30 protein-coding genes are annotated in these 19887 nt (G+C 69.5%); 4 read left to right on the top strand and 26 right to left on the bottom strand.

Annotation, left to right across the window (positions count from 1 at the left end):
• Positions 1–78: 78 nt before the first annotated feature.
• The 24 genes from ACFU95_RS20905 to ACFU95_RS20790 form a co-directional block, all read right to left on the bottom strand.
• Positions 79–519 carry an HIT family protein gene (locus ACFU95_RS20905; protein WP_383829514.1) on the bottom strand — a complete coding sequence of 147 codons (441 nt, stop codon included), beginning with the start codon at positions 517–519 and terminating at the stop codon, positions 79–81.
• A 14-nt stretch (positions 520–533) separates the two neighbouring features.
• A complete protein-coding gene (locus ACFU95_RS20900) occupies positions 534–1067 on the bottom strand; it encodes a hypothetical protein (protein ID WP_383829511.1) in 534 nt (177 codons plus the stop codon).
• Positions 1064–1411: a hypothetical protein gene (locus ACFU95_RS20895; RefSeq protein ID WP_383829509.1), complete on the bottom strand. Its 348-nt coding sequence runs from the start codon at positions 1409–1411 to the stop codon at positions 1064–1066. Before ACFU95_RS20895 ends, ACFU95_RS20900 begins: the two co-directional genes overlap by 4 nt.
• Positions 1408–1554, bottom strand: coding sequence for a hypothetical protein (locus ACFU95_RS20890; RefSeq protein WP_383829506.1), 147 nt, complete (start codon positions 1552–1554; stop codon positions 1408–1410). The genes ACFU95_RS20895 and ACFU95_RS20890 overlap by 4 nt, the downstream gene beginning before the upstream one ends.
• Entirely contained in the window at positions 1551–2369 is an 819-nt protein-coding gene (locus ACFU95_RS20885; RefSeq protein ID WP_383829503.1) for a WhiB family transcriptional regulator, read from the bottom strand. The genes ACFU95_RS20890 and ACFU95_RS20885 overlap by 4 nt, the downstream gene beginning before the upstream one ends.
• Positions 2366–3094 (bottom strand): hypothetical protein, encoded by a 729-nt coding sequence (locus tag ACFU95_RS20880; RefSeq protein WP_383829500.1) that lies wholly within the window; start codon positions 3092–3094, stop codon positions 2366–2368. The genes ACFU95_RS20885 and ACFU95_RS20880 overlap by 4 nt, the downstream gene beginning before the upstream one ends.
• 50 nt (positions 3095–3144) lie before the next feature.
• Entirely contained in the window at positions 3145–3369 is a 225-nt protein-coding gene (locus ACFU95_RS20875) for a hypothetical protein (RefSeq protein ID WP_383829497.1), read from the bottom strand.
• Between the two features lie 17 nt (positions 3370–3386).
• Complete coding sequence (locus ACFU95_RS20870; RefSeq protein WP_383829494.1) at positions 3387–3620, bottom strand: hypothetical protein; 234 nt, start codon at positions 3618–3620, stop codon at positions 3387–3389.
• A complete protein-coding gene (locus ACFU95_RS20865; protein ID WP_383829491.1) occupies positions 3617–4012 on the bottom strand; it encodes a hypothetical protein in 396 nt (131 codons plus the stop codon). Before ACFU95_RS20865 ends, ACFU95_RS20870 begins: the two co-directional genes overlap by 4 nt.
• Positions 4009–4818, bottom strand: a complete 810-nt coding sequence (locus ACFU95_RS20860) for a hypothetical protein (protein WP_383829488.1) — start codon at positions 4816–4818, stop codon at positions 4009–4011. Before ACFU95_RS20860 ends, ACFU95_RS20865 begins: the two co-directional genes overlap by 4 nt.
• 85 nt (positions 4819–4903) lie before the next feature.
• On the bottom strand, positions 4904–5329 hold the full coding sequence (locus ACFU95_RS20855; RefSeq protein WP_383829485.1) for a hypothetical protein: 426 nt from the start codon (positions 5327–5329) through the stop codon (positions 4904–4906).
• Positions 5329–5538 carry a helix-turn-helix domain-containing protein gene (locus ACFU95_RS20850; RefSeq protein WP_383829483.1) on the bottom strand — a complete coding sequence of 70 codons (210 nt, stop codon included), beginning with the start codon at positions 5536–5538 and terminating at the stop codon, positions 5329–5331. Before ACFU95_RS20850 ends, ACFU95_RS20855 begins: the two co-directional genes overlap by 1 nt.
• A complete protein-coding gene (locus ACFU95_RS20845; protein ID WP_383829480.1) occupies positions 5535–5900 on the bottom strand; it encodes an HU family DNA-binding protein in 366 nt (121 codons plus the stop codon). Before ACFU95_RS20845 ends, ACFU95_RS20850 begins: the two co-directional genes overlap by 4 nt.
• Entirely contained in the window at positions 5897–6145 is a 249-nt protein-coding gene (locus tag ACFU95_RS20840) for a hypothetical protein (protein ID WP_383829477.1), read from the bottom strand. Before ACFU95_RS20840 ends, ACFU95_RS20845 begins: the two co-directional genes overlap by 4 nt.
• A 1-nt stretch (position 6146) precedes the next feature.
• Positions 6147–6554, bottom strand: coding sequence for a WhiB family transcriptional regulator (locus ACFU95_RS20835; RefSeq protein ID WP_383829474.1), 408 nt, complete (start codon positions 6552–6554; stop codon positions 6147–6149).
• Positions 6551–6832, bottom strand: coding sequence for a hypothetical protein (locus ACFU95_RS20830; RefSeq protein WP_383829471.1), 282 nt, complete (start codon positions 6830–6832; stop codon positions 6551–6553). The genes ACFU95_RS20835 and ACFU95_RS20830 overlap by 4 nt, the downstream gene beginning before the upstream one ends.
• Positions 6829–7218 carry a hypothetical protein gene (locus tag ACFU95_RS20825; protein WP_383829468.1) on the bottom strand — a complete coding sequence of 130 codons (390 nt, stop codon included), beginning with the start codon at positions 7216–7218 and terminating at the stop codon, positions 6829–6831. The genes ACFU95_RS20830 and ACFU95_RS20825 overlap by 4 nt, the downstream gene beginning before the upstream one ends.
• Positions 7218–8003 (bottom strand): ERF family protein, encoded by a 786-nt coding sequence (locus ACFU95_RS20820; RefSeq protein WP_383829465.1) that lies wholly within the window; start codon positions 8001–8003, stop codon positions 7218–7220. The genes ACFU95_RS20825 and ACFU95_RS20820 overlap by 1 nt, the downstream gene beginning before the upstream one ends.
• Entirely contained in the window at positions 8000–9049 is a 1050-nt protein-coding gene (locus ACFU95_RS20815; RefSeq protein ID WP_383829462.1) for a YqaJ viral recombinase family protein, read from the bottom strand. Before ACFU95_RS20815 ends, ACFU95_RS20820 begins: the two co-directional genes overlap by 4 nt.
• Entirely contained in the window at positions 9046–9567 is a 522-nt protein-coding gene (locus tag ACFU95_RS20810) for a hypothetical protein (protein ID WP_383829459.1), read from the bottom strand. Before ACFU95_RS20810 ends, ACFU95_RS20815 begins: the two co-directional genes overlap by 4 nt.
• Positions 9564–10070: a hypothetical protein gene (locus ACFU95_RS20805; RefSeq protein WP_383829456.1), complete on the bottom strand. Its 507-nt coding sequence runs from the start codon at positions 10068–10070 to the stop codon at positions 9564–9566. The genes ACFU95_RS20810 and ACFU95_RS20805 overlap by 4 nt, the downstream gene beginning before the upstream one ends.
• Positions 10067–10456 (bottom strand): hypothetical protein, encoded by a 390-nt coding sequence (locus ACFU95_RS20800; protein WP_383829453.1) that lies wholly within the window; start codon positions 10454–10456, stop codon positions 10067–10069. Before ACFU95_RS20800 ends, ACFU95_RS20805 begins: the two co-directional genes overlap by 4 nt.
• Positions 10457–10662: 206 nt before the next feature.
• Positions 10663–10869 carry a DNA-binding protein gene (locus ACFU95_RS20795; protein ID WP_383829450.1) on the bottom strand — a complete coding sequence of 69 codons (207 nt, stop codon included), beginning with the start codon at positions 10867–10869 and terminating at the stop codon, positions 10663–10665.
• Complete coding sequence (locus tag ACFU95_RS20790) at positions 10869–11102, bottom strand: helix-turn-helix domain-containing protein (RefSeq protein ID WP_383829447.1); 234 nt, start codon at positions 11100–11102, stop codon at positions 10869–10871. Before ACFU95_RS20790 ends, ACFU95_RS20795 begins: the two co-directional genes overlap by 1 nt.
• Positions 11103–11272: 170 nt before the next feature.
• Between ACFU95_RS20790 and ACFU95_RS20785 the strand changes: the two genes are divergently transcribed.
• The 4 genes from ACFU95_RS20785 to ACFU95_RS20770 all read left to right on the top strand — a co-directional run bounded on the left by ACFU95_RS20785 (position 11273) and on the right by ACFU95_RS20770 (position 17192).
• Entirely contained in the window at positions 11273–11806 is a 534-nt protein-coding gene (locus ACFU95_RS20785; RefSeq protein WP_383829444.1) for a hypothetical protein, read from the top strand.
• 966 nt (positions 11807–12772) lie between these two features.
• Positions 12773–14017 carry a tyrosine-type recombinase/integrase gene (locus ACFU95_RS20780; RefSeq protein ID WP_383829441.1) on the top strand — a complete coding sequence of 415 codons (1245 nt, stop codon included), beginning with the start codon at positions 12773–12775 and terminating at the stop codon, positions 14015–14017.
• 177 nt (positions 14018–14194) lie between these two features.
• The gene (locus ACFU95_RS20775) at positions 14195–16162 is read left to right on the top strand and encodes an acetoacetate--CoA ligase (RefSeq protein WP_383829438.1); all 1968 of its coding nucleotides are present in this window, start codon (positions 14195–14197) and stop codon (positions 16160–16162) included.
• Positions 16163–16298: 136 nt separating this feature from the next.
• Positions 16299–17192, top strand: a complete 894-nt coding sequence (locus ACFU95_RS20770) for a hypothetical protein (protein ID WP_383829435.1) — start codon at positions 16299–16301, stop codon at positions 17190–17192.
• 69 nt (positions 17193–17261) lie between these two features.
• Here ACFU95_RS20770 and ptsP read toward each other — a convergent pair whose 3' ends face one another.
• Together ptsP and ACFU95_RS20760 are read right to left on the bottom strand one after the other, a co-directional pair.
• Positions 17262–18932, bottom strand: a complete 1671-nt coding sequence (ptsP, locus tag ACFU95_RS20765) for a phosphoenolpyruvate--protein phosphotransferase (RefSeq protein ID WP_383829433.1) — start codon at positions 18930–18932, stop codon at positions 17262–17264.
• A gap of 82 nt (positions 18933–19014) precedes the next feature.
• Positions 19015–19464, bottom strand: coding sequence for a PTS glucose transporter subunit IIA (locus ACFU95_RS20760; protein WP_383829430.1), 450 nt, complete (start codon positions 19462–19464; stop codon positions 19015–19017).
• Positions 19465–19887: the final 423 nt, after the last annotated feature.

Raw genomic sequence — 19887 nt, 5'->3', positions numbered from 1 at the left:
CGTGGGGCGGTACGGTGATCCCGCCTGGGGGCGTGCGCTGGTCCGGCCAAGACGTTGGCGCGCGCCCCTTCGTCATGCTCAGGAACGGCGCGGGGGTGCGCCGAAGCGACGGATGTCGCGTATGGCCTCGGCGACGTGGGGCGGGTCCGGCTGGACGTGGACCTGTGCTCGGGACCGGCCGCTGTACCAGGGCAGCGCCAGGCCGTCGTTCTCGGCGCGGGGGACGAGGTGCAGGTGCAGGTGGAACACGGACTGCGTGGCCTCGCGGCCGCGCGAAGTGATCAGGTTCATGGGTCGGTTCGTCCAGCGCATGAGCTGCGCGGCGTGCAGCATCGCGTCGGCGGATACTTCGGGGTCGCTGGCGAAGTCCCGGACGTGCCGCTTCGGGATGACCAGGGTGTGGCCGTCGACCACCGGGGTGAGCGGGACGATCGCGATCACGTCGGACCACTCATGGACGTAGGTCGCAGGCGCGCGCCCGGCAACGATCTCGCAGAACGGGCAAGGCTCTTCGGGCATGGTCAGCTCCTGGCTCAGTCGCGGCAGTTAGGGCAGCGCTGGCCGTACGTGCAGGTGCAGGCGGGTAGTTCGTCCACCTGGGACGGCTCGCTGACCTGCGGGTTCGGGTCGAGGTGGACGACTTCGGGCGCGGCCGAGGCAGAGTCGTCCACCTCTCGACTCTCGTCGGCGGCGATCATCGCGGCGCAGACAGCCATCACCTGGACCAGCTCGATGCGGCGCTTCACCGGGTCGGCCTCGGCGAGCGCCTCGTAGACCTCCTCCAGGAGGACGCCGTCCCACGCGGTGTGCGTGTGCGGGCCGTCCGCGCTGCCGGGGCACTTCACGCACCGGTTGCCGCTGCTGGGGGTCGCACGCTCCTCGTTGACCTGCCGCCAGATGTCGGCGCGGCCAGCGTAGTAGTGGTGGGTGACGAGGTCGATGTCGCGGGTCTCGACGACGGGGTGCAGCTGCACGCCCCACTTGGCGAGCTGCGCTTGGCGTTCGGCGTCGACCTCCTCGGCGAGAAGGCGTAGGCCGGGCGTGGTGAAGATCGTCGGGTAGCTCATGTGGTCTGGTCCTTCCTGGTGCAGGTAGTGGGGTCGTGGTCGGTGCCGGCGGATGTCCACCAGCGTTCGCAGCAGGCCGCGGCGAGGGCGATGGCGACGATGCCGTCGATGGCGGGTCTGGGGTCTGGTGGCCGGGCGGCGCGTTCGGCCTGAGCCATGGCGGCCCGCTTCTCGTCGGCGGCGAGGTACTCGCGGACGGCAGCGACGACCAGGAGCAGGGAGAGGGCTACGAGGGTGGCGGTTTGCCATCGGGCGTCGTTGCGGGCGCTGGTGGTGGCGAAGTAGCCCAGGGGGAAGAGGCTGGAGGCGTAGAGGCCGCAGAGGGTGTGGGCGAGGCGGTTCATCGGTTCCTCCGGGCCCAGGTGGGCGTGCGACGGGGTGGGGTGGGCTGGTCGGTGCCGAAGCGGGCCCACCGGACCGTCGCGAGGAACGTCCACGCGACGATCACGGCGGCGATAGCGAAGCTGGCGAGGAGCGAGGCGATCACTGCTGCTCCTGGGCAGCGCGCCAGGCGTCCAGGACGCGCTTCGGGAGCTGACCCATGCGAGGGCAGTCGACGCCGTTCTGGTCGGCCCAGGCGCGGACGGTGCGGGTGTCGTAGTCGCGGACGTACGCGGCGCGCTTCCGCTTCGGTTTGGCCGGCACCAGCTCCTGCTCACGCGCCCGGAGTTCGGCGAGGCGCTTCTCCAGCTGCTCGGCCTCCGTGGTGATGGCGGTCAGTTCCTGGTCGGCGGCGTGGCGGGTGCGGAGGCCGGTCAACGCGGCGCGGGTGCGGGCGGCCTGGTCGCGGACGTCGGCGTCGGGGTGCTCGTCGCCCCACTTCAGGAGTTGGCCGATGGGGAGCGCTTCGGGCTCGCGGAGGCGGACGTCGGCGCCGGCCTTCAGCTGGACGTCGACGACCGGCGGGGTCGGGCTGGGGGCGGGTGTGGTGGTCATGGGTTCGGGTGTCCTTTCGTCGTCGGGGAGGTGGAGGCGGTTGTGGCGGGCGGCGTCGGGGCCGCCCTGGGCGTCGATCTCGTCGAGGAGGCGGCGAAGGGCGGCGATGGTCATGTCCTTGGGGCCTTCGAGGGGCGGGAGTTGGGCGCGCTGGCGGGGGGTGAGGCCGCCCCACAGGCCGTAGCGGTGCCAGGAGGGCTCGGTGGCGAGCGCGTCGTGGAGGCACTCGGCGCGGACCGGGCAGCCGCCGCAGACGGCCAGGGCGGTGCGGTAGTGGCCGCTGTCGATGAACCAGAGGTTGGTGTCTTGGCCGCGGCAGGCCGCCCGCAGGCGCCAGTCCGCGGCGTCGCGGGCGGCGGTGGTCACTGCTGCTCGCCGGCCTTCGGGACGCGGCGGCACGGGCAGTCGGCGGGGCACTTGGGGATGCCGGGAAGTGGGATGCGGCGGGCGGTGTCCGCGTCGAGCATTTCGGCGATCTCGTCGGCACCGAATCCGTCGCGTGCGAAGCTGCCGACCATGGGGGCTGCCTCGTCGGCCATGCGGCGCAGCTTGGCGGCTGCGCTCCGGATTGCTTCGGCATCCCGAAGGGGCCGCGTCACGGCCACCTCGTGGAGGCGCTCAGCGGCTGCGAGGAGGACCAAGGCCCGCGTGACGGCTGGCTGTTCGTCGGCCCACACGATGCGGGTCGCGCCACCACGCCCGTGGACGTGCTCAGCGTCCGCCAGGCGGTCCCAGGAGACCGTGGACGGGCGTTCGCCTATCCAGCGCAGCGAGACGGTCCCGTCGGGCCACAGGACGCCGTTCGCAACGCGGCCGGTACCGGAGACGCCGGAGACGTCGTGGTCACGCTGGAGATGGAACAGGCGCGGCTGGTCGGACGGCTCCACGGCGGCCGGCGGGGTGTCGTCGACGGGGACGTAGCGCGTCCAGCCGAGGCGGTCCATGTCGTTCGGCTTGAGCCAGCGCCCCTGCATGGCGGCCTCGGGGACGAACCAGGGCTCGTTGCCGGGCTGCCAGATGGCGAACTGGCGGCGGTCGGGTGAGAGGCGGAACTCGAAGTGGTCGGGGTTGAACGGGGCGGGCAAGCTCATGATCGTTTCTCTCTGTGCGCGATGGCTGGCGGAACCGGATGAGCGGCGGGTCAGGTGCTGCTGGTCTGGGCTTCGTGTGCGTCGCGTCGGCGGTCGAGGGCGAAGGCGCCGTTGGACTCGTGGAGGGCCTTGATGAGCTGCTTGGTGGCGTCGTAGGCGTTGTCGTCCTCGGCGAGGTCCTGGAGGTCTTCGAGGAGGTCGTCGATCTCGTTGTCTGCGATCTCGATGTGGATGCGGCGTTCGCCGTGGCGGTGGTTGGTGTAGATCCGGTCCACGTGGGGCTCCAGGGTGGTCAGGCGGCGTCTGTGTGGCTCTGGTCTGTTGGGACGAGTCGGAGGCGGTCGCGCTTCTGTCCGGCGCGGTCTCCGGGATCGGTCCAGTCGGCGAGGGCTTCGTCGAGGACGCGGCGGTGTTCGGCTTGTTCGAGGGGCGTCCAGGGCCGTTTGTGGGGGTCGCTGGGCGGCGGCGGGTAGCCGAAGCGGCCGGTGGGGAGGGCTTCGGCCATGAGCCGCTCGTAGGCGTTCACGGTGTGGTCCCGAACAGGTCCATCTGGCCGCGGGCTGGCTGACGAGGGCTCTCTGCGCGCTGTTTGGCGTGCCGGGCTTCGGGACGAGGGCGGCGCTTGCTGGGCGACTCGTTGTCGGGCTCCAGGCGGCCCCAGTACTCCCACCACTCCTCGCCGTCGGTGGTGATGCCCGTGAGGATCGTGGCGCCGACGGTGGCGACGACCCAGCCTCGGAAGCCGGTCTGGCGATGTCCGGGCATCTCACCCGGGCAACCGCGCATCTGGACCGCGTCGCCGGACTGGTACGGGCTGTGTTGAGGGATGTCGCGGCCCTTCGTGGTGGCGAAGGCCTCGCGCAGCTGCTCGGGGATGTGGTCGGGGACCGGGTGCCGGGTCTGCGGTCCTGCGGTCATGACGCGGTCCTCTCGGGTTCGGTGAGGGGCTGGCAGTGGGCGTGGGTGGTGCGGCCGTAGCGCGGCAGCATCGGGTCGTGGCAGCGGGCGCAGGTGATCCAGCCGGACGTGTCGTCGTCCGGGGTCTGTTCGTCCTGGAAGTCGTGATCTTGTGACTCGGGGGGGCCTAGTGGCTGAGGTTGAGAACCGACATCAGCCCCGTCTTGGGAAAGACCTTGGGTACTACCTGGGTTGTTCGGGTCGCGGTGACCCGAACCGTTCGGGTCGCGGTCACCCGAACTCGTACGGGTCGCGGTGACCCGAACTTCGTTCTCCGTACCGTCGGTAAGTTCGGGTCGCGGTGACCCGTTCTGGTTCGGGTCGCGGTCACCCGAACTTCCGGCCTCCTTCGACCACGGTGCGGGACGCTTCCCCGGCTTCCGCGCGGTCGACTTCAGGTAGTCCTCGGCGGCCTTCCAGTCCGGCCACGGCGTCGGGAGGATCACGTACAAGGTGGGCTTGCCGCGCTTCCGCTCACCCTTCACGACGACCACCCCGGCCCGGATCGCGGCGTCCAGGTAGCGGCGCGCGTCCTTCTCACTGGCGCCAGCCGCGCGGGCGATGTCCTGGATACGGATGGGCTGGCGGTCGCTGTGGAAGCGGAGTTCGCCGGACGCGTTGGCCATGGCGCGGAGGGCGTAGAGCAGCGTGAGGAAGCCCCGCCGGAGTGGCGTGGGCATCTCGCGGGACCACTTCCACGCGAGGGCGTTCCCGTACGCGAGGGGAACGCTCCCGCTGGAGGCGGTGGCCTGCTCCTCAGTGCTCAACTGGGGTCTCTCTCCGTGATGTTGCTGAACCGATACGGCAGATCCGGGCGGTGGGGCGGCCCTGGTGGACCGCCCCGAGCCGCAGCTACTCGCGCTGGAGGGCGTGCTCGATGTCCGCGGCTTCCCAGCGGCGCAGGAGGGTCCGGCGGCGGTGCGGGGTGAGCCGTACGGCGCGGTCGTAGACGCTGACGACGCGCGCGGCCGGGACCGTCCAGGAGGGGAAGTGATCCTCCGTGGACGGCTCCAGGTCGCCGACCGGCTCGATGACGTACAGGTCGCCGAGCGGGTACTTCGAGGCGTAGAACCGGGCGTACTCGCGATCGGTAGTCACGTACACGCGGTCCGGCCGCTCGGTGAGCGGGTCGACGACGCCGAGGCCTTCGACGACCGGCTGCTCACCAGCCGCTTTGGTGGCGCAAATGGCGCAGCCGTCGACGACGTTCGGCGGGTGCGGAGTGATCACCTCGCCGGGCTTCATCCCAGGGATGCCGCCATGAAAGAGGCGCTCCATCAGCGGTCCGCCGATCCGAAGCGGCCACGCATGCCGCCACGGGGCCGGAGCTTCACCCCGGCCTCGAGGAGCAGGTCGCGGGTCCCGCCGTACGAGCGGCCGATCTTCGCGGCCGTGGAATGGATCGTGCAGCCCTGGAGGTACCAGTCCTTGGCCTGCTCCTTGACCGCTTCGCGCTGGTCGCCCTTGAGGACGGGGCCCCGGGTCACCGGGCGTCTCCGGCCGTGCGGCGGTGGCGCTTGGTGATGACCGCGGCGTCCGGGTCGTTGGCCTTCACGGCCGCCTGGAGCTGCGGGGAGACCCGGAAGCGGAGCTTCATACCGGCCTCCACAACCACCGGGTCGCCGGTCTGCGGGTTCCACGCCTTACGGGCGGGAACCTCCTTCGGCGCCCAGGTCCCGAAGTTGGTGACGGTGACCTGGTGGCCGGAGGCGACCGTGCGGGCGATCGTGTCGAGGACTGCGGCGACGGCCTGGTGGCCGTCCTCGATGGACAGGCCGAGCACGTCGGCGACGGCTTCGCCGAGCGCGGTCTTGTTCAGGGGGCCTGCGGGGCGGACTTGACGACTCATTTGGTGTTTCCGATCTGGTAGGCCTCAGCCGCTTCGGCGGCCTGGCGGGTGAGCGCCTCCTCGGCGCACACCTTGTGAGCGGGCTTGCGCTTGGAGTCGCGGAGGTTCGTGGGACCACCGCAGTAGCGGCAGGACCGCTCCTCCCAGGACCAGTGCTCGTCGCGGTTGGTCCAGTCGAGGAGCGTCCCCGGCACGTACTCCGGCTCCGGGTCCGGCGGGTCGCGGTGGCGCCGGCGTCCGGTCACGTCAGGGCCTCGTGGTGCCCGTGGTGCGGAGGCGCCGGTCGGACTCGCGCTTCGCGACACGGCACGCTTCGTCGATAGGCTCCTTCTTCTTCACGTGCCGCTGGTAGGCAGATCGCGTCCCGCACTTCGCCGGCTTCCGGCCCGTCGTGCGGGGCCCGTTGACCAGTTCGGTGCGCTCCTCGGGCGTGAGCCCGCCGCTGATGCCGTACCGGGAGCCGTCCTCCGCGCGCAGGGTCTCGGCGAGGCACTCCTCACGGACCGGGCACATGCGGCAGATCTGCTTTGCCCGCTGGACGTTGCGAGCCGCGTCCGAGAAGAACAGCTCCAAGTCGTAGCCGCGGCAGGCTGCTCGGTCTGCCCACTCCAGCGCGTTGGGCAGAGAGTTCGGGTGCTGGTGCGAGGCGCTCATGAGTCCCCCCGGGGCGTGGTCGTGGTGAGGCATTCGCCGCAGGTCCAGCCGTCCTTGTGCAGCACGCCCGCGGTCGCCTTGTCGCACGGCGGGCAGTCCCGCCAGGCCTGCGTGACGGCGACGCCGAAGGCGGGTGTCGGGGCCGGATCCGGCCACGGAGGGCCGAGGAGGTCGTCGAGGGACACCTCGATGCGCTCCGGCACCGTTCCAGCCCGGGTGCCGCGGTGGTGGCCGGTCGGCGGCAGGACCCGATCGAGCAGCCTGTGCAGAGGGCTCACGACGCCCCCCTGACGCGCTTGTCCTCACGCCGGTCCTGCCAGCCGCTGCCCAACTCGATCCCGGCCGTGTTGAGGCCGAGCGCGTCGTCCAGGCGGCGCTGAAGGCGGTCGGCACGGCGAGTCTCCGCAGCCAGGTCGGCGCGGTAGCGAACGCAGGCCGTCAGCACGCGGGCGAGCCGGAACTCCAGCTGACCCGCGTACTCGGTGTCGAGGAACGCCACGTCGCGCGAGGCCTCCAGGCGCCGGGCCAGCTCCGTGTTCCGCCCGGCCACGCGGATCGCGGAGCCCTTCCAGCCGACGAGCTTTTCGCGGGTCTTGCCGAGCTGCTCGCTGGTGTGCTCGTACCGGGCCTTGAGGGCGTTGTACGTGCTGCGGCGGACGAACATCACGCCTCACCGCCCGGCTTGGCCTTGCGCTCCTGGTAGTGCCGCATTCCGAGGGCGTCGAGGGTCTCCTCGTCGCCGTTCTCGTTCTGCACCAGGACGTGGAGCATGCGGGCGTTGCCCAGCTCGTAGCTGATCTGCTCCAGGCGGCCGAGTGACGTGTCCGGGTTGAGGATCTCGTCCCGGTAGTCGTTCGCCGACCGGACGGGGGCGTCGCCCCGCTCCACCTGGGCGGCCTCGGGCTCGGGGTCGCCGGTCGGGATCATGCCGGTGTTGAAGAGGAGGGCCCGCAGCGCGAGGGACTGCGCCTTCGCGGTGCCCTTGTCGCCGGAGTCGAGGGACTCGCCGGCGGACTTGAGGAGCGGGAGGCTGTCGCCCTTGGGCCCGAGAACCTGCCACGTCACCACGACCGTGCACTCCCGCATGGGGTTGCCCCGGCTCGACTTGGTGTCGCGGTACGACGTCGCCATGTCGACGGCCATCACGGTGATGCCGTGGCGGAGCGTGGCCGGGCCGAAGGCGTTGAGGGCGGCCTCGATGCCCCGGAAGTGGTACTTCAGCTTGCCGTTCTCGATGTGCCGGTCGCTCTTGGCGACGGCCCGCACGTCGTTGCGGACGCGCAGCCACGCGATGTGCACCGGCACCATGTCCGGCGCGGGGTACGCCTCGTTGGCCTCGAAGTCGAGGTCGGGCAGGGGTTCGGCCGCCAGCGGTGCGGTGAACGCCGGGGCCGGGATCGGCTCGCTGCTGGTGGCGTGCTGCTCGGCGCGTTCGGTCAGGGACGTCATGCGGTGAACTCCTCGCGCACAGGCTTGGGGATGGCGATGCGGTCGTGCGCGACGTCGGCGACGCACGCGCGGTAGGCCTCGGGGAACTCCTCGGCGAGGCGCGCCAGATCGGGCGTCTTACGGAACGACTGCTCGATCGAGAAGAAGGGCCGGTCGTGGCGTACGGCGGCCTGAGCGCTGCCGAGGGAGCCGAGCAACTTGGCCTTGGCCGCCGCCTTCCGGCGCTTGCCCCGGCTCTCCAGCGAGGCGGCCTCCATGTACTCCGACATGGCGTCGACGGCATCGAGGTCGCGGTCCAGGACCGTCACACCGTCGCGGTCGGGGTGGAGGCGGTCGTACAGCTCGATCAGCGCGTCCGCCGGCTCGTCTCCGGACAGGGCCGGGGCCCGGCCGGGCACGATGTGCTCGTGCCACAGGCGGGACGCCTCGGCGTGCAGATAGGCGACGAGCTTCACGTGCTCTTCGCGGCGCACGGTGTACTGCCGGTAGTCCTGGCCGCCGATCAGGCACACGACGTGGATGTGGTCCAGGCCGGTGACGAGGATCTGCCACAGCACCTGGGCGAGGACGTCGTCCGGCGGGCCCTGATTCCAGAGCTTCGCGACGAACGCGTTGCGGGTCTTCACCTCAAGCGCGCACAGCGACCGCTGTGAACGGTCCAGCGGGCACTCGGTGCACAGCCGGTCCAGGGTGCACATCTGCCAGGCCTCGTCGACGTTCGCGATCAGCCCGACCGGTTCGACGACGGTCCTGTTGCGGCGCGCCCAGTCGCGGGCGAGGGGCTCCTCGAAGAGCACGCCGAAGTGGGCGGCCTCGCTGAACTCCTCGTCGTGCGGGAGGCGTCCGCGCTTGTCGTGGAAGACATGCAGCGGGGTCTTGAAGCCGGACAGGTTCATCACGGCGGGCAGGTCGCTGCTGCCGATGCCCTGGCGGCGAGCGTCCAGCCACACATCCCGCGCGGCGGTGTGGTTGAGGATGAGGCGGCCGGTCGGGGGGACCGGGCCGGCGGCCGGGGACGGTGCCCCGGCCTGCGCGGTCGTCGTCATTCGTCGGCCTCCGGGTCGTACTTGGAGGCGATCTCCAGCGGCGTCACGACGTAGCCGGTGACGGACTCCTCGTTCTGGCCCGCGAACACCGAGAGTTCCTCGGGGCTGAGCGGGTCGGAGACGTCGGGGATCCAGGTGAAGGTGAGGTTGGTGCCCTTCGACCAGGTGCGGCGTTCCTCGGCCTCGCAGTGCTCGCGGGCGCCCTCACGGCTGGTGTACAGCTCCATCACGATCGTGTCGTGTTCCGCCCGGTAGATCAGCGGGACGGTCTCGCCGGGCTGCATGGGCGTGCCGAGGGTGGCCTGCTGGAGCAGGTAGAGCGCGCCGAGTGCGGCGGTGCCGGGGTCTTCGAGGTCGTGGCAGAGGGCGGCGAGCGCGGCCCGGCCTTCGACGGCAGCCTTTTCCAGTGCTTCCCGGTCGGCGTTGTACTGCGCGAGCAGCCGGGCGGCCGAGGCGTTCGGGTCGGCGTCGCGCCGGAAGTAGCGGCGCAGCGCGAGTTCGATGTCGTTGCGGCTCATCGCTGCGCCTCCGGGAGGTCCCGGGGGACGCGGTAGTCATGGTGCAGGGGGCTGTCGTGCTGGTCCTCCAGGACCATGGCGCGCTGTGCGGCGAGGAGGTCACGCAGCCTCTCGTGCCGCGGTGACGCTTCACGCTGCGGCGCGGACACGGGCGCGGAGGCCTTGTCGGTGAGCGCGTACGCGATCGGGTCCTCGTCGGCCGGGCGGTCCTTCGCGGCCAGCTGCTGCTCAAGCTCGTCGACGCGGTTCAGCAGCCACTCGACAACCGGGGCCAGTTCCTTCCCGAGCGGCATCGGCACCCGGCGCGGGAACCCGTTCGGGGACAGGGCGCCGCGCATGTTCAGTGCGTCGTTCCGCAGGGCGATCAGCTCGGCGGCCTTCTCCGGCGACTGGAGCAGCTGCGCCGACTCCAGCGCCATTGCCCAACTCGCCGGGGTGTGGCGGCCGGTCTCCATCGCGCGGCAGATCACGTCCGCTGCGTGGTTCACCAGCTTCGTGTTCACGCGGCGACCGCCTCGGCGATGCGCTCGGCCCACTGCTTGGCCGAGTACCACTGGCACGAGCCGATCCGCACCGTCACGCCGTCGACCGTGAACTCCGCCGTGGCCCGCTCAACGATGGTGTTCTCGCCCCCGTCTTCGATGCGCACCGTCACGTCCACGTTCAGGGCACGGGCCCAAAGCTGGGCGTCGTCCGCGTCCAGCGGCTGCAGCGCCAGGTGCGGACGGTCCTGCGTCGCCTCGGCGCGGACGGCCAGCAGCTCGGGCAGCCCACCGGAGTGTTCCGTGAGCAGTCGTGCCGCGACCTCGCTGAGGTGCGCCGCGTGGGTCTCCATCGCGGCCAGGGCCTGCATGCCCTTGGTAATCGAATCGGTAGTCTCAGTGGTCACGGTGACCTCTGCTTTCTCTGTGGTGGAGGCGCCGAGTCGCGGGGTCGTCGGGTCGCATCCGGCGGCCCTTCGGCGCGTTCAGGAGGTGGATCAGGCGCCTAGCGGGCGGTCCCGCCGGCACTTCCGGCACTGCATGCGGTGCTTCGGGTTCCGGTGCTCGCAGGTCGGGCACTGCCAGCCGAGGAGCCCTCGGCGGCGAGCCCGTATCAAGAGCCCTCCAGCAGCCGGACGAGGGATGCGGTGATGACGCGGTGCCGACCTTCGAGCGGCAGGACCCTCACGGGGGACTCACCCCGTTTGATCAGGCCGTGCAGGTAGGTCTTGGAGATGCCGAGCGCGGTCGCGGCCTTGGGCACGCTGACCGTGGCTGGCCACGCTCGGATCTCGTCGAGGGTGGGGACTTCGGCGGGCATCAGGCCGCACCTGCCTGGTCGTCGGTCGGCGGCGGGGGCATCAGGTCGGCGATCTGGCAGTGGAGGGTCCTGGCGAGCCGCTTGAGGACTCTGGGCGACGCGCTGCGCTCTCCCCGTTCGAGCCACGTGACGTACGACGGGTGGATCTCGGCCCCTGCGGCCAGCTCGCGCTTGTTCAGGCCCGCCTCGATCCGCCGCCGTCTGAGGCGCTTCGGGTCTTGAGTGGGTGACATGCCTCAAGAGTAGATGAAAGTAGAAGACAGTCAAGTCATGAGTAGCGAAAAGTAGAACCCCGTTTGTGAAGGACTTGTGTGGAGGGGTTCCCGGGTTGGGGGCAGGCCTTGACTCTGGGACAGTTGACTGAAGTTGACGAAAGTCCACAGGAGTAGGAAGGACTCAAAGCATGGGCTCGCCCGAGCACGGCCCCCCCGAGCCGCCGCCCGAGGCAGACCTCATCCGTCTCGCCCGACAGGCGCGCGGCCTCAGTCCCGAAGAAGCCGCCGAGCGGACGCCCGTCCGCATCAAGGGCTTCCGGTGGCGTCAGATCGAGAAGGGCTTCAAGGGCAAGGTCGGTGAATCCGACCCCGTGAAGGCACTCCCCAAGACGCTGGCGCACATGGCACACACGGTCGGCGTCACCCCCAGCAGACTCGTCGAGGCCGGCCGAGAGGACGCGGCGCAGATCCTGCGCGAGATCCAGATCCAGAACGCCGGGCAGACCGCCAGCCTGCCCGACCCACTGGACGCCCTGGACTCCGAACGGCAGCGCATCATCGTCGACATGCTCGGGCAGCTCCCGGCGCGCGACCGCGGGCCCGCCCTGCGCAGGCTCGCCGAGCGTGTCGAGGCCGGCGAGCTCGGCGAGGGGGGAGAACCCCCTTCCGGGCTGCCGGTTGAGCGTCCAGCGGAGGGGCGAGCTTCACGCACAGGTACGTAAAAGTAACGTTTCGGCTACGAAACGTGTTCACCTGGTCACCAATGGTCAACTTCTGTCGCATCGTGTGTACCTCGCACAGAAGCGCCGACCTGTGCGAGGTACCGAGACCCACCTGCACAGGGGACGAGAATGAGCGGAATCGTTCTCGCGGCTGGGCTCGGCTTCGCAAACTTGATATTCGTTGCGCTGCTTTTCCGGCGGGGGAGGCAACTCTCCCGGCAGCTCAGTGACATGCGTGCCGAGCGCAACAGCGAATGGATACTCCGCGCCCTCCAGGGCGCACCCGATCAACCCGCAGTACGAGCAGCAAACGGAGCAACCTCCGAGCCATCGCCCGCAGGTCAGCAACCCGTCCGACGGAAAAGGCACTTGGGCCTCTACATCGGAGGGCTCGCCGCTGCGATGGTGGCCCTGGGTGGCACCGTACGGAACGCGTTGCAGACCCCCCGTGGGCAGTGGACGGCAGCTGCCGTGGGCGCCGCCGCAGTCGCGACCGCCATCACCCTGCTGATCGCCACCCAGTGGCCGGCAGACAAACGCGGGCCGCGGTCCTCCGCACCGACCGCGACAGCGACCGTAAGCGTCGCCCCACCCTCCACACCTGCACCCAGAGCGACCGGCAGCCCACCAGAAACAACCGGACCGCCAGCCGCCGTCAGCCCAATGGCGCCAGCGTCCACCACTGTCGGCGGCGCCTCGGGGGCGACCGCCGACGGCGGTACGCCTTCCGTGCCGATCACGCCCTCCGGTAGCGCATCATCGGGGGGCAGCGCCGAGCCGAGCCCGCCCACCGGAGGGCCCTCGCCCGCGCCCTCCACACCTGAGCCACCAGTAGATCCCACGCCGTCCCCGTCGCTCGGCAGGTCCGGGCTGTGTCTGGGGCTGGTCATCTGGCCGGTCCTGGACCTCGCGGCCTGCATTGCGGGAGGCGGATGACGGCACCCCACCCCTAGAGAGAAGGAGCCAGTGGCAGAGATCAAGAGGATCGTGCTCGGTAGCGGCAAGGTCCGCTACCGCACGGTCGTGGACGTCGGCGCCTCACCCAAGACGGATCCCGTGTCCGGTGAGGTGATCATCGACGAGGCGACCGGCAAGCCGGTCATGAAGCGCAACCAGCTGACCATCACCATGGACAAGAAGACGGAGGTTCAGGCCGAGGTCGACCGCATCCGCGGGCAGAAGGCGAACGGAACTCTCATCCTCCCGAACGAGATCACCGTGGGGGAGTGGCTCGATCGGTGGCTGGTCAAGATGGCCGAGGACCTGGAGGTCACCACCATCGCCGCGTATGAGACGACCCTGAAGCCCGTGCGGAAGAAGCTCGGCTACATCCGCCTCCAGGAGCTCACCGAGGAACAGGTCGAGGAGTTCCGCGACTGGATGCTCACCGAAGGCCGGGTCCGCCCGCGCAACGGGCAGAGGGGACTGTCCACGACCACGGTGGAGATGGCGCTGGGCAGGCTCAAGGAGGCGCTGAACCGGGCGGTGACGAAGCGTCTGGTCGCCATCAACGCGGCCGAGAACGTGACGATCCCCCGGAAGGCGCGGAAGGCTGAGCGGAGGGCGAAGGTCGAGGTGCCGCCGTGGACACCCGAGGAGGTCCGCCTCTTCGTCGCCGGCATTCTGGACGAGCGGCTCTACGCGCCACTCCTCCTTGGCATCATGGGGCTCCGGCCGGCCGAAGTCTGCGGCATCCGCTGGGAGGACGTTGACTTGGAGCTCCGCACGTTGGAGATCGCGAACACCCGGACCATGATCGACAACAACGAAGTCGTGGAGAAGGACACCAAGTCGGAGGCGGGCGAGAGGGTCCTCCCCATCCCGGGCCCGCTGCTGGAAGCCTTGAAGAAGTTCCGGGCCCGCCAGGCTGCCGAGAAGCTGGCCCTCGGAGCCGACTACCTGGACCAGGGGTATGTGACCGTCGACGCTGTGGGCGAGGTGTTGAAGGTCCGGCACCTGCGGGTGGAGGCGTACCGGCTGATGGAGAAGCTGGGCCTGCGCCGGGTCCGCCTGTACGACGCGCGCGCGTCGTGCCTGACCTACCTCGCGAACAACGGGGTACCGGATCACATCCTGGCCCGGTGGGCTGGACACGCCAACGTGAAGACCACGAAGAAGTGGTACATCAAGCCGAGCGTGGAGGATCTGCGCGGTGCCGCCGCCACTTGGGAGGGCCTCCACGGGCCGTCCGTGAGAGAACGTGAGATGTGATCACCCGGGAATCGCTCTGACCATGTGGTTCGACCCCAGGTTCACGACACGGACTATGTGGGGCGCACCCTGGTGTAGAAGTCGATCACATGGCATCGTCCGTGTCAGCCGCGTCACGCGCACAACCCAGCCGTGCGCGGAAGACGCACACGACGCGCACAGTCCGGGAGCCGCTCCATGTCGATCATGAACCCTCAGCCGCTCTGGCAGCCAGATCCGGAAGGCATCGCCCAGGCTCAGGTCACCAGGTTCCAGGCATGGGCCGCCGAAAACCACGGTGCACCCGCCCAGGGCGGCTACGCGGCCCTGCACCGCTGGTCGGTCGACGAACTGGACACCTTCTGGAAAGCCGTCACGGAGTGGTTCGACGTACGCTTCTCCACCCCCTACGCGCGCGTGCTGGGCGACCGCACGATGCCCGGCGCCCGATGGTTCCCCGACGCGACCCTGAACTATGCCGAGCACGCCCTGCGCGCCGCCGCGACCCGCGCCGACGAACCCGCTCTCCTCTACGTCGACGAATCCCACGAGCCCCGCCCGGTGAGCTGGTCCGAGCTGCGCCGCCAGGTCGGCTCCCTCGCCACCGAGCTGCGCGCCCTCGGCGTACGCCCCGGCGACCGCGTCAGCGGCTACCTCCCGAACATCCCGCAGGCCGTGGTAGCCCTGCTGGCGACTGCTGCCGTCGGCGGTGTCTGGACCTCCTGTGCCCCCGACTTCGGCGCACGCAGTGTCCTCGACCGCTTCCAGCAGATCGAGCCGGTCCTCCTCTTCACCGTCGACGGCTACCGATACGGCGGAAAGGAGCACGACCGTCGCGACGTCGTCGCCGAACTGCGTCGCGAACTGCCCACGCTGCGCGCGGTGGTGCACATCCCGCTCCTCGGCACAGCGGCTCCCGAAGGCGCACTGGAATGGTCGGCCCTCACAGCCGCCGACGAGGAACCCGTCTTCGAGCAGGTGCCCTTCGACCACCCGCTCTGGGTGCTCTACTCCTCCGGCACCACCGGCCTCCCCAAAGCCATCGTCCAGTCCCAGGGCGGCATCCTCGTCGAACATCTCAAACAACTCGGGCTGCACTGTGACCTGGGCCCCGAGGACCGCTTCTTCTGGTACACGTCCACGGGCTGGATGATGTGGAACTTCCTCGTTTCCGGCCTCCTCACCGGCACCACGATCGTCCTCTACGACGGCAGCCCCGGCTATCCCGACACGGGCGCCCAATGGCGTATCGCCGAACGCACGGGAGCCACCCTCTACGGCACCTCCGCCGCGTACGTCATGGCCTGCCGCAAGGCCGGCGTGCGACCGGCACGCGACTTCGACCTCACCCGGGTTCGCTGCGTCGCCACCACCGGATCACCGCTGCCACCCGACGGGTTCCGCTGGCTGCACGGCGAGGTCCGCGACGACCTCTGGATCGCTTCCGTCAGCGGCGGCACGGACGTCTGCTCCTGCTTCGCGGGAGCCGTGCCCACTCTGCCCGTTTACGTCGGCGAGCTCCAGGCGCCGGGCCTGGGCACCGACCTTCAGTCCTGGGACCCCAGCGGCGAATCCCTCATCGACGAGGTGGGGGAGCTCGTGGTCACCAACCCCATGCCGTCCATGCCGATCTACTTCTGGAACGACCCCGACGGCAGCAGGTACCACGACAGCTACTTCGACACCTATCCCGGCGCATGGCGCCACGGCGACTGGATCACGGTCACCTCCCGCGGCTCCGTCGTCATCCACGGCCGTTCCGACTCGACGCTCAACCGGCAGGGCGTCCGCATGGGATCGGCCGACATCTACGAAGCGGTCGAGCGCCTCCCCGAGATCAAGGAATCCCTCGTCATCGGCATCGAACAGCCCGACGGCGGCTACTGGATGCCCTTGTTCGTGCACCTGGCCCCGGGAGCCGTGCTCGACGAAGAGCTCCTGACCCGCATCAAGCAGACCATCCGTGACCAGCTCTCACCACGCCACATCCCCGACGAGGTCATCGAAGTCCCCGGCGTCCCCCACACCCTCACCGGAAAGCGCATCGAGGTCCCGGTCAAGCGCCTTCTCCAAGGAACCCCCTTGGAGAAGGCGGTCAACCCGGGCTCCATCGACAACCTCGACCTCCTGCACTTCTACGAGCAGCTGGCCCGCAAACGCGCCTGACCGCCGCCTGCCCCGGGCATCGCCGAACACGGGAATCCGAGGCAGACCGGCTTGCGTCCCCATCGCCCCACGCCGTTGTCAGTGCCGCCGGTTACTGTGAGTGAGCATTGATCGACTGTGCACACCAGGGGGAAACATGGCGCACACCGACGACCAGACGATGCGACGCGTCCTGCGCCGCGAAATCGCCGGCACGATCGGCCTGCTGACCGACGAGCACGACTTCGGTGCCATGCGGCACTACCGCAGCTTCACCTTCGACGACCACAAGATCTATCTCCAACAGGTGGAGGCCCTGCTCAGGACACGTGCCTCTCAAGGCAGCCATACGACGATCGCCCTCTTCGATCCGCTGGAATACGCCGAGTTCTGCGCGGAAACGGGCCTTGACCCCGACATCCCGTCGAGCCGCGCCCACTTCACCGCCGAACTCGCGACCACAGGACCCACCGTCCCCTACCAAGGCCAGTCCCTGGCAGACCTCGTCCCGGCCCTGGTCGACGAAGCCGTCCGCCAAGCCACCTGGGAGTACGCGTCCACACTCCTGGCACGGCTGGGTGCCTGCGCCACCTGCGGCGAGGACATCGGCCGCGCATCCTTCACCCGCGCCTCGAACCTCCTCGCCCGCATCCTCGACACGGCTTCCCCGGGAAGCCGACACCTCGTCTGCAGTGTCACGGGAACGCCGGAGACGCTCGTCTCCGTCCTGCATGCCGACGAAGACGCCGAGGGCGCCACACACCTCGACGAGGCCGAAGCCCTGGAGTTCACCACCGTCCTCGCCCTCGGCCTCGCCACGCGGAGCCCCGGCAGGCTCGTCATGCGGACCATCGCCCCCGGCACGTCCGACCGCATCTACGGATGGCGCCTGCGCGGAGACGGCCTGGAACCACTCACCGCAGGCGAGGTCTTCGACGCCTACTGCACCGACATCGACTCCGGAGACCTCATCTCCCCGGAATCGGGGGTCGACTACTGCGCACCGCCGGATCTCGGCAATGAGGAAGCTCCACCGGCGCACCACCACTGAATGCCTGGGGCGCTCCATCCAGAGGATGGAGCGCCCCACAGCAACCACGATGCAGCCGGGTGGTTGCGCCTACTCGCCGGACAGCACCGCCTGAGCGGCGTTGCGCGCCTCCTCAGCACTGTCCGCCGCGCGCGCGGCCGCAGCAGCACGCTCACACTGCGCCAGCGTGTACTTCGCCAGCGTCGCCCGGACGTAAGGAATCGACGCCGAGCCCATGGACAGGGAGGTGACACCCAGACCGGTCAGCACACACGCCAGCAGCGGGTCGGACGCCGCCTCACCACAGACACCACAGCTCTTGCCCTCGGCCTTCGCTGCCTCCGCGGACAAAGCGACCAGGTCGAGCAGCGCAGGCTGCCACGGATCCTGAAGACGGGAAACCGCACCCACCTGACGGTCCGCGGCGAAGGTGTACTGCGCCAGGTCGTTGGTCCCCAGCGACAGGAACTCGACTTCCTGCAAGATCGAACGTGCCCGCAGCGCGGCCGACGGGATCTCCACCATCGCACCGAACTTCGCCTGGAGCCCGGCTGCACGGCAGGCATCCGCGAATGCCTTCGCGTCGCTACGGTCCGCCACCATGGGGGCCATGACCTCGAGGTAGACGGGCAGCCCTTCCGCCGCCTTCGCGAGGGCTGTCAGCTGGGTGCGCAGCACCTCGGGGTGGTCCAGCAGCGTCCGCAGGCCCCGCACACCCAGCGCCGGGTTCGGCTCGTCCGCGGGTGTCAGGAAGTCCAGCGGCTTGTCCGCGCCGGCGTCCAGGACACGTACGACGACCCGGCCCTCGGGGAAGGCTTCGAGAACCTGCCGATAGGCCTCTACCTGCTTCTCCTCCGACGGCGCCTTCTTGCTGTCGTCGAGGAAGAGGAACTCGGTCCGGAACAGACCGACACCCTCAGCGCCCGCCTCGACAGCGGCCGGAACGTCCGACGGTCCGCCGACATTGGCGAGGAGTGGCACCTTGTGGCCGTCCGCGGTGGCGCCCGGCCCGGTCGACGCGGCGAGCGCGGCCTTGCGCGCGGCAGCAGCGGCCTCCAACTCCCCCTTCTTCTCCTCGCTGGGGTTCACGAAGATGTCGCCCGTGCTGCCGTCCACAGCAATGACCGTGCCCTCGGCGAGCTCACCGGCACCCGGCAGCGCAACGACGGCCGGCACACCCAGCGCCCGCGCCAGAATCGCGCTGTGGCTGGTCGGCCCACCCTCCTCGGTGACAAAGCCGAGAACCAGAGTGGGGTCCAGCAGCGCCGTGTCGGCCGGGGCGAGATCGCGAGCGACAAGAACGTAGGGCTCGTCGCTGTCCGGGACACCCGGCATGGGAACCCCGAGCAAACGAGCGACGATACGATTCCGCACGTCGTCGAGGTCGGCCACGCGACCAGCAAGGTACTCACCCGCACCCGCCAGCAGCTCGCGGTACGCGGCGAAGGCGTCGTACACAGCGCGCTCGGCCGTGCTGCCCACGGCGATACGTCGGTCCACGTCCGCCATCAGCTCGGGGTCCTGGGCCATCATGGCCTGGGCCTCGAGCACCGCTTGTGCCTCGCCCCCCGCCAGGTTGCCGCGCGCCATCAGGTCGGCTGCCACAGCCTCCACGGCCTTGCGGGCACGCCCCTGTTCGCGCTCCGCTTCCTCAGCCGGAATCTGCTTGGCCGGCGGCTCTAGGACCGCCGTTCCCATGTGCCGAACCTCGCCTATCGCCACGCCGTGGCTCACGCCGACGCCTCGCAGGGTTGTCTCCATCTCACCCGTCTCCGAATAGTGCGGCGGGTCCCGCCGCCGCGGTGGTTGTCGTCCTACTAGCCGTCATGTGACGGCGCAGAAGTCACTTCCATACGAAGAGACTGTCGCCGGCCTTTACATCGCCGTCATCACGCAGTTCGGAGAGGGCCTCTGCCGTGGCTTCGAGGGCCACGATCGGGCACACCGGGGACTTACCGGCAGCCTCAACGGCCGACGGGTTCCAGCGGACGATGCCCTGGCCGCGCGTCACGGTGTCGCCCTTGTTCACGAGCAGGTCGAAGCCCTCGCCGTTGAGCTGCACGGTGTCGATCCCAAGGTGGGTGAGTACGCCGTGGCCCTGCTCGTCGACGACGACGAACGCGTGCGGGTGAAGAGAGACGATGACTCCGTCCACGGGTGACACAGCCTCGGACGGTTCACGCACCGGGTCGATCGCGGTCCCCGGGCCGACCATGGCCCCGGAGAAGACCGGATCCGGCACGGAGGCCAGTCCGACGGCGCGTCCTGCCAATGGGGACGTCACGGTGGTCATGGGAAACCTCCCAGGGGTGGAGATCGATATGGGCCGTCAGCCTGTGCGACGGCACACTGTTCAGCAGGGTATGTCACGTGAAGTGCCGGTTCCGCGCGAGCACTCCAGAGTGGTCTAGACCATACCTCAAATCGATTTGCACCCGCTCGGCGGCCGCGTGTACAGTCGTACTCCTGCTTGGGGTTGAGCGACGCAACCGCGCACCTCGCCCGGCAGTAACCAACTTGTCAGATCCTATCCCGGGGTCACTTTCTGCATGCCCGCAGGACGGTGGTCAGGGAGTCGGAAAAACCCTGATAGAGTCGGAAACGCAAGACCGAAGGGAAAAGCCCGGAGGAAAGCCCGAGAGGGTGAGTACAAAGGAAGCGTCCGTTCCTTGAGAACTCAACAGCGTGCCAAAAATCAACGCCAGATATGTTGATA

Source organism: Streptomyces sp. NPDC057623, from assembly GCF_042800355.1.
Taxonomy (GTDB): domain Bacteria; phylum Actinomycetota; class Actinomycetes; order Streptomycetales; family Streptomycetaceae; genus Streptomyces.
Note: the sequence above shows the minus strand (reverse complement) of the source record. Positions and strands in the feature narration are given on the sequence as shown.

Excerpts from the sequence above, each read along its gene's own strand:
- ACFU95_RS20815 (WP_383829462.1), bottom strand. The coding sequence starts at position 9,049 with ATGACGACGACCGCGCAGGCCGGGGCACCGTCCCCGGCCGCCGGCCCG.
- ACFU95_RS20835 (WP_383829474.1), bottom strand. The coding sequence starts at position 6,554 with ATGAGCGCCTCGCACCAGCACCCGAACTCTCTGCCCAACGCGCTGGAG.
- ACFU95_RS20895 (WP_383829509.1), bottom strand. The coding sequence starts at position 1,411 with ATGAACCGCCTCGCCCACACCCTCTGCGGCCTCTACGCCTCCAGCCTC.
- ACFU95_RS20795 (WP_383829450.1), bottom strand. The coding sequence starts at position 10,869 with ATGCCCGCCGAAGTCCCCACCCTCGACGAGATCCGAGCGTGGCCAGCC.
- ptsP (WP_383829433.1), bottom strand. The coding sequence starts at position 18,932 with ATGGAGACAACCCTGCGAGGCGTCGGCGTGAGCCACGGCGTGGCGATA.
- ACFU95_RS20760 (WP_383829430.1), bottom strand. The coding sequence starts at position 19,464 with ATGACCACCGTGACGTCCCCATTGGCAGGACGCGCCGTCGGACTGGCC.
- ACFU95_RS20900 (WP_383829511.1), bottom strand. The coding sequence starts at position 1,067 with ATGAGCTACCCGACGATCTTCACCACGCCCGGCCTACGCCTTCTCGCC.
- ACFU95_RS20785 (WP_383829444.1), top strand. The coding sequence starts at position 11,273 with ATGGGCTCGCCCGAGCACGGCCCCCCCGAGCCGCCGCCCGAGGCAGAC.
- ACFU95_RS20855 (WP_383829485.1), bottom strand. The coding sequence starts at position 5,329 with ATGGAGCGCCTCTTTCATGGCGGCATCCCTGGGATGAAGCCCGGCGAG.
- ACFU95_RS20905 (WP_383829514.1), bottom strand. The coding sequence starts at position 519 with ATGCCCGAAGAGCCTTGCCCGTTCTGCGAGATCGTTGCCGGGCGCGCG.
- ACFU95_RS20865 (WP_383829491.1), bottom strand. The coding sequence starts at position 4,012 with ATGACCGCAGGACCGCAGACCCGGCACCCGGTCCCCGACCACATCCCC.
- ACFU95_RS20810 (WP_383829459.1), bottom strand. The coding sequence starts at position 9,567 with ATGAGCCGCAACGACATCGAACTCGCGCTGCGCCGCTACTTCCGGCGC.
- ACFU95_RS20845 (WP_383829480.1), bottom strand. The coding sequence starts at position 5,900 with ATGAGTCGTCAAGTCCGCCCCGCAGGCCCCCTGAACAAGACCGCGCTC.
- ACFU95_RS20825 (WP_383829468.1), bottom strand. The coding sequence starts at position 7,218 with ATGTTCGTCCGCCGCAGCACGTACAACGCCCTCAAGGCCCGGTACGAG.
- ACFU95_RS20880 (WP_383829500.1), bottom strand. The coding sequence starts at position 3,094 with ATGAGCTTGCCCGCCCCGTTCAACCCCGACCACTTCGAGTTCCGCCTC.
- ACFU95_RS20820 (WP_383829465.1), bottom strand. The coding sequence starts at position 8,003 with ATGACGTCCCTGACCGAACGCGCCGAGCAGCACGCCACCAGCAGCGAG.
- ACFU95_RS20790 (WP_383829447.1), bottom strand. The coding sequence starts at position 11,102 with ATGTCACCCACTCAAGACCCGAAGCGCCTCAGACGGCGGCGGATCGAG.
- ACFU95_RS20775 (WP_383829438.1), top strand. The coding sequence starts at position 14,195 with ATGTCGATCATGAACCCTCAGCCGCTCTGGCAGCCAGATCCGGAAGGC.
- ACFU95_RS20770 (WP_383829435.1), top strand. The coding sequence starts at position 16,299 with ATGGCGCACACCGACGACCAGACGATGCGACGCGTCCTGCGCCGCGAA.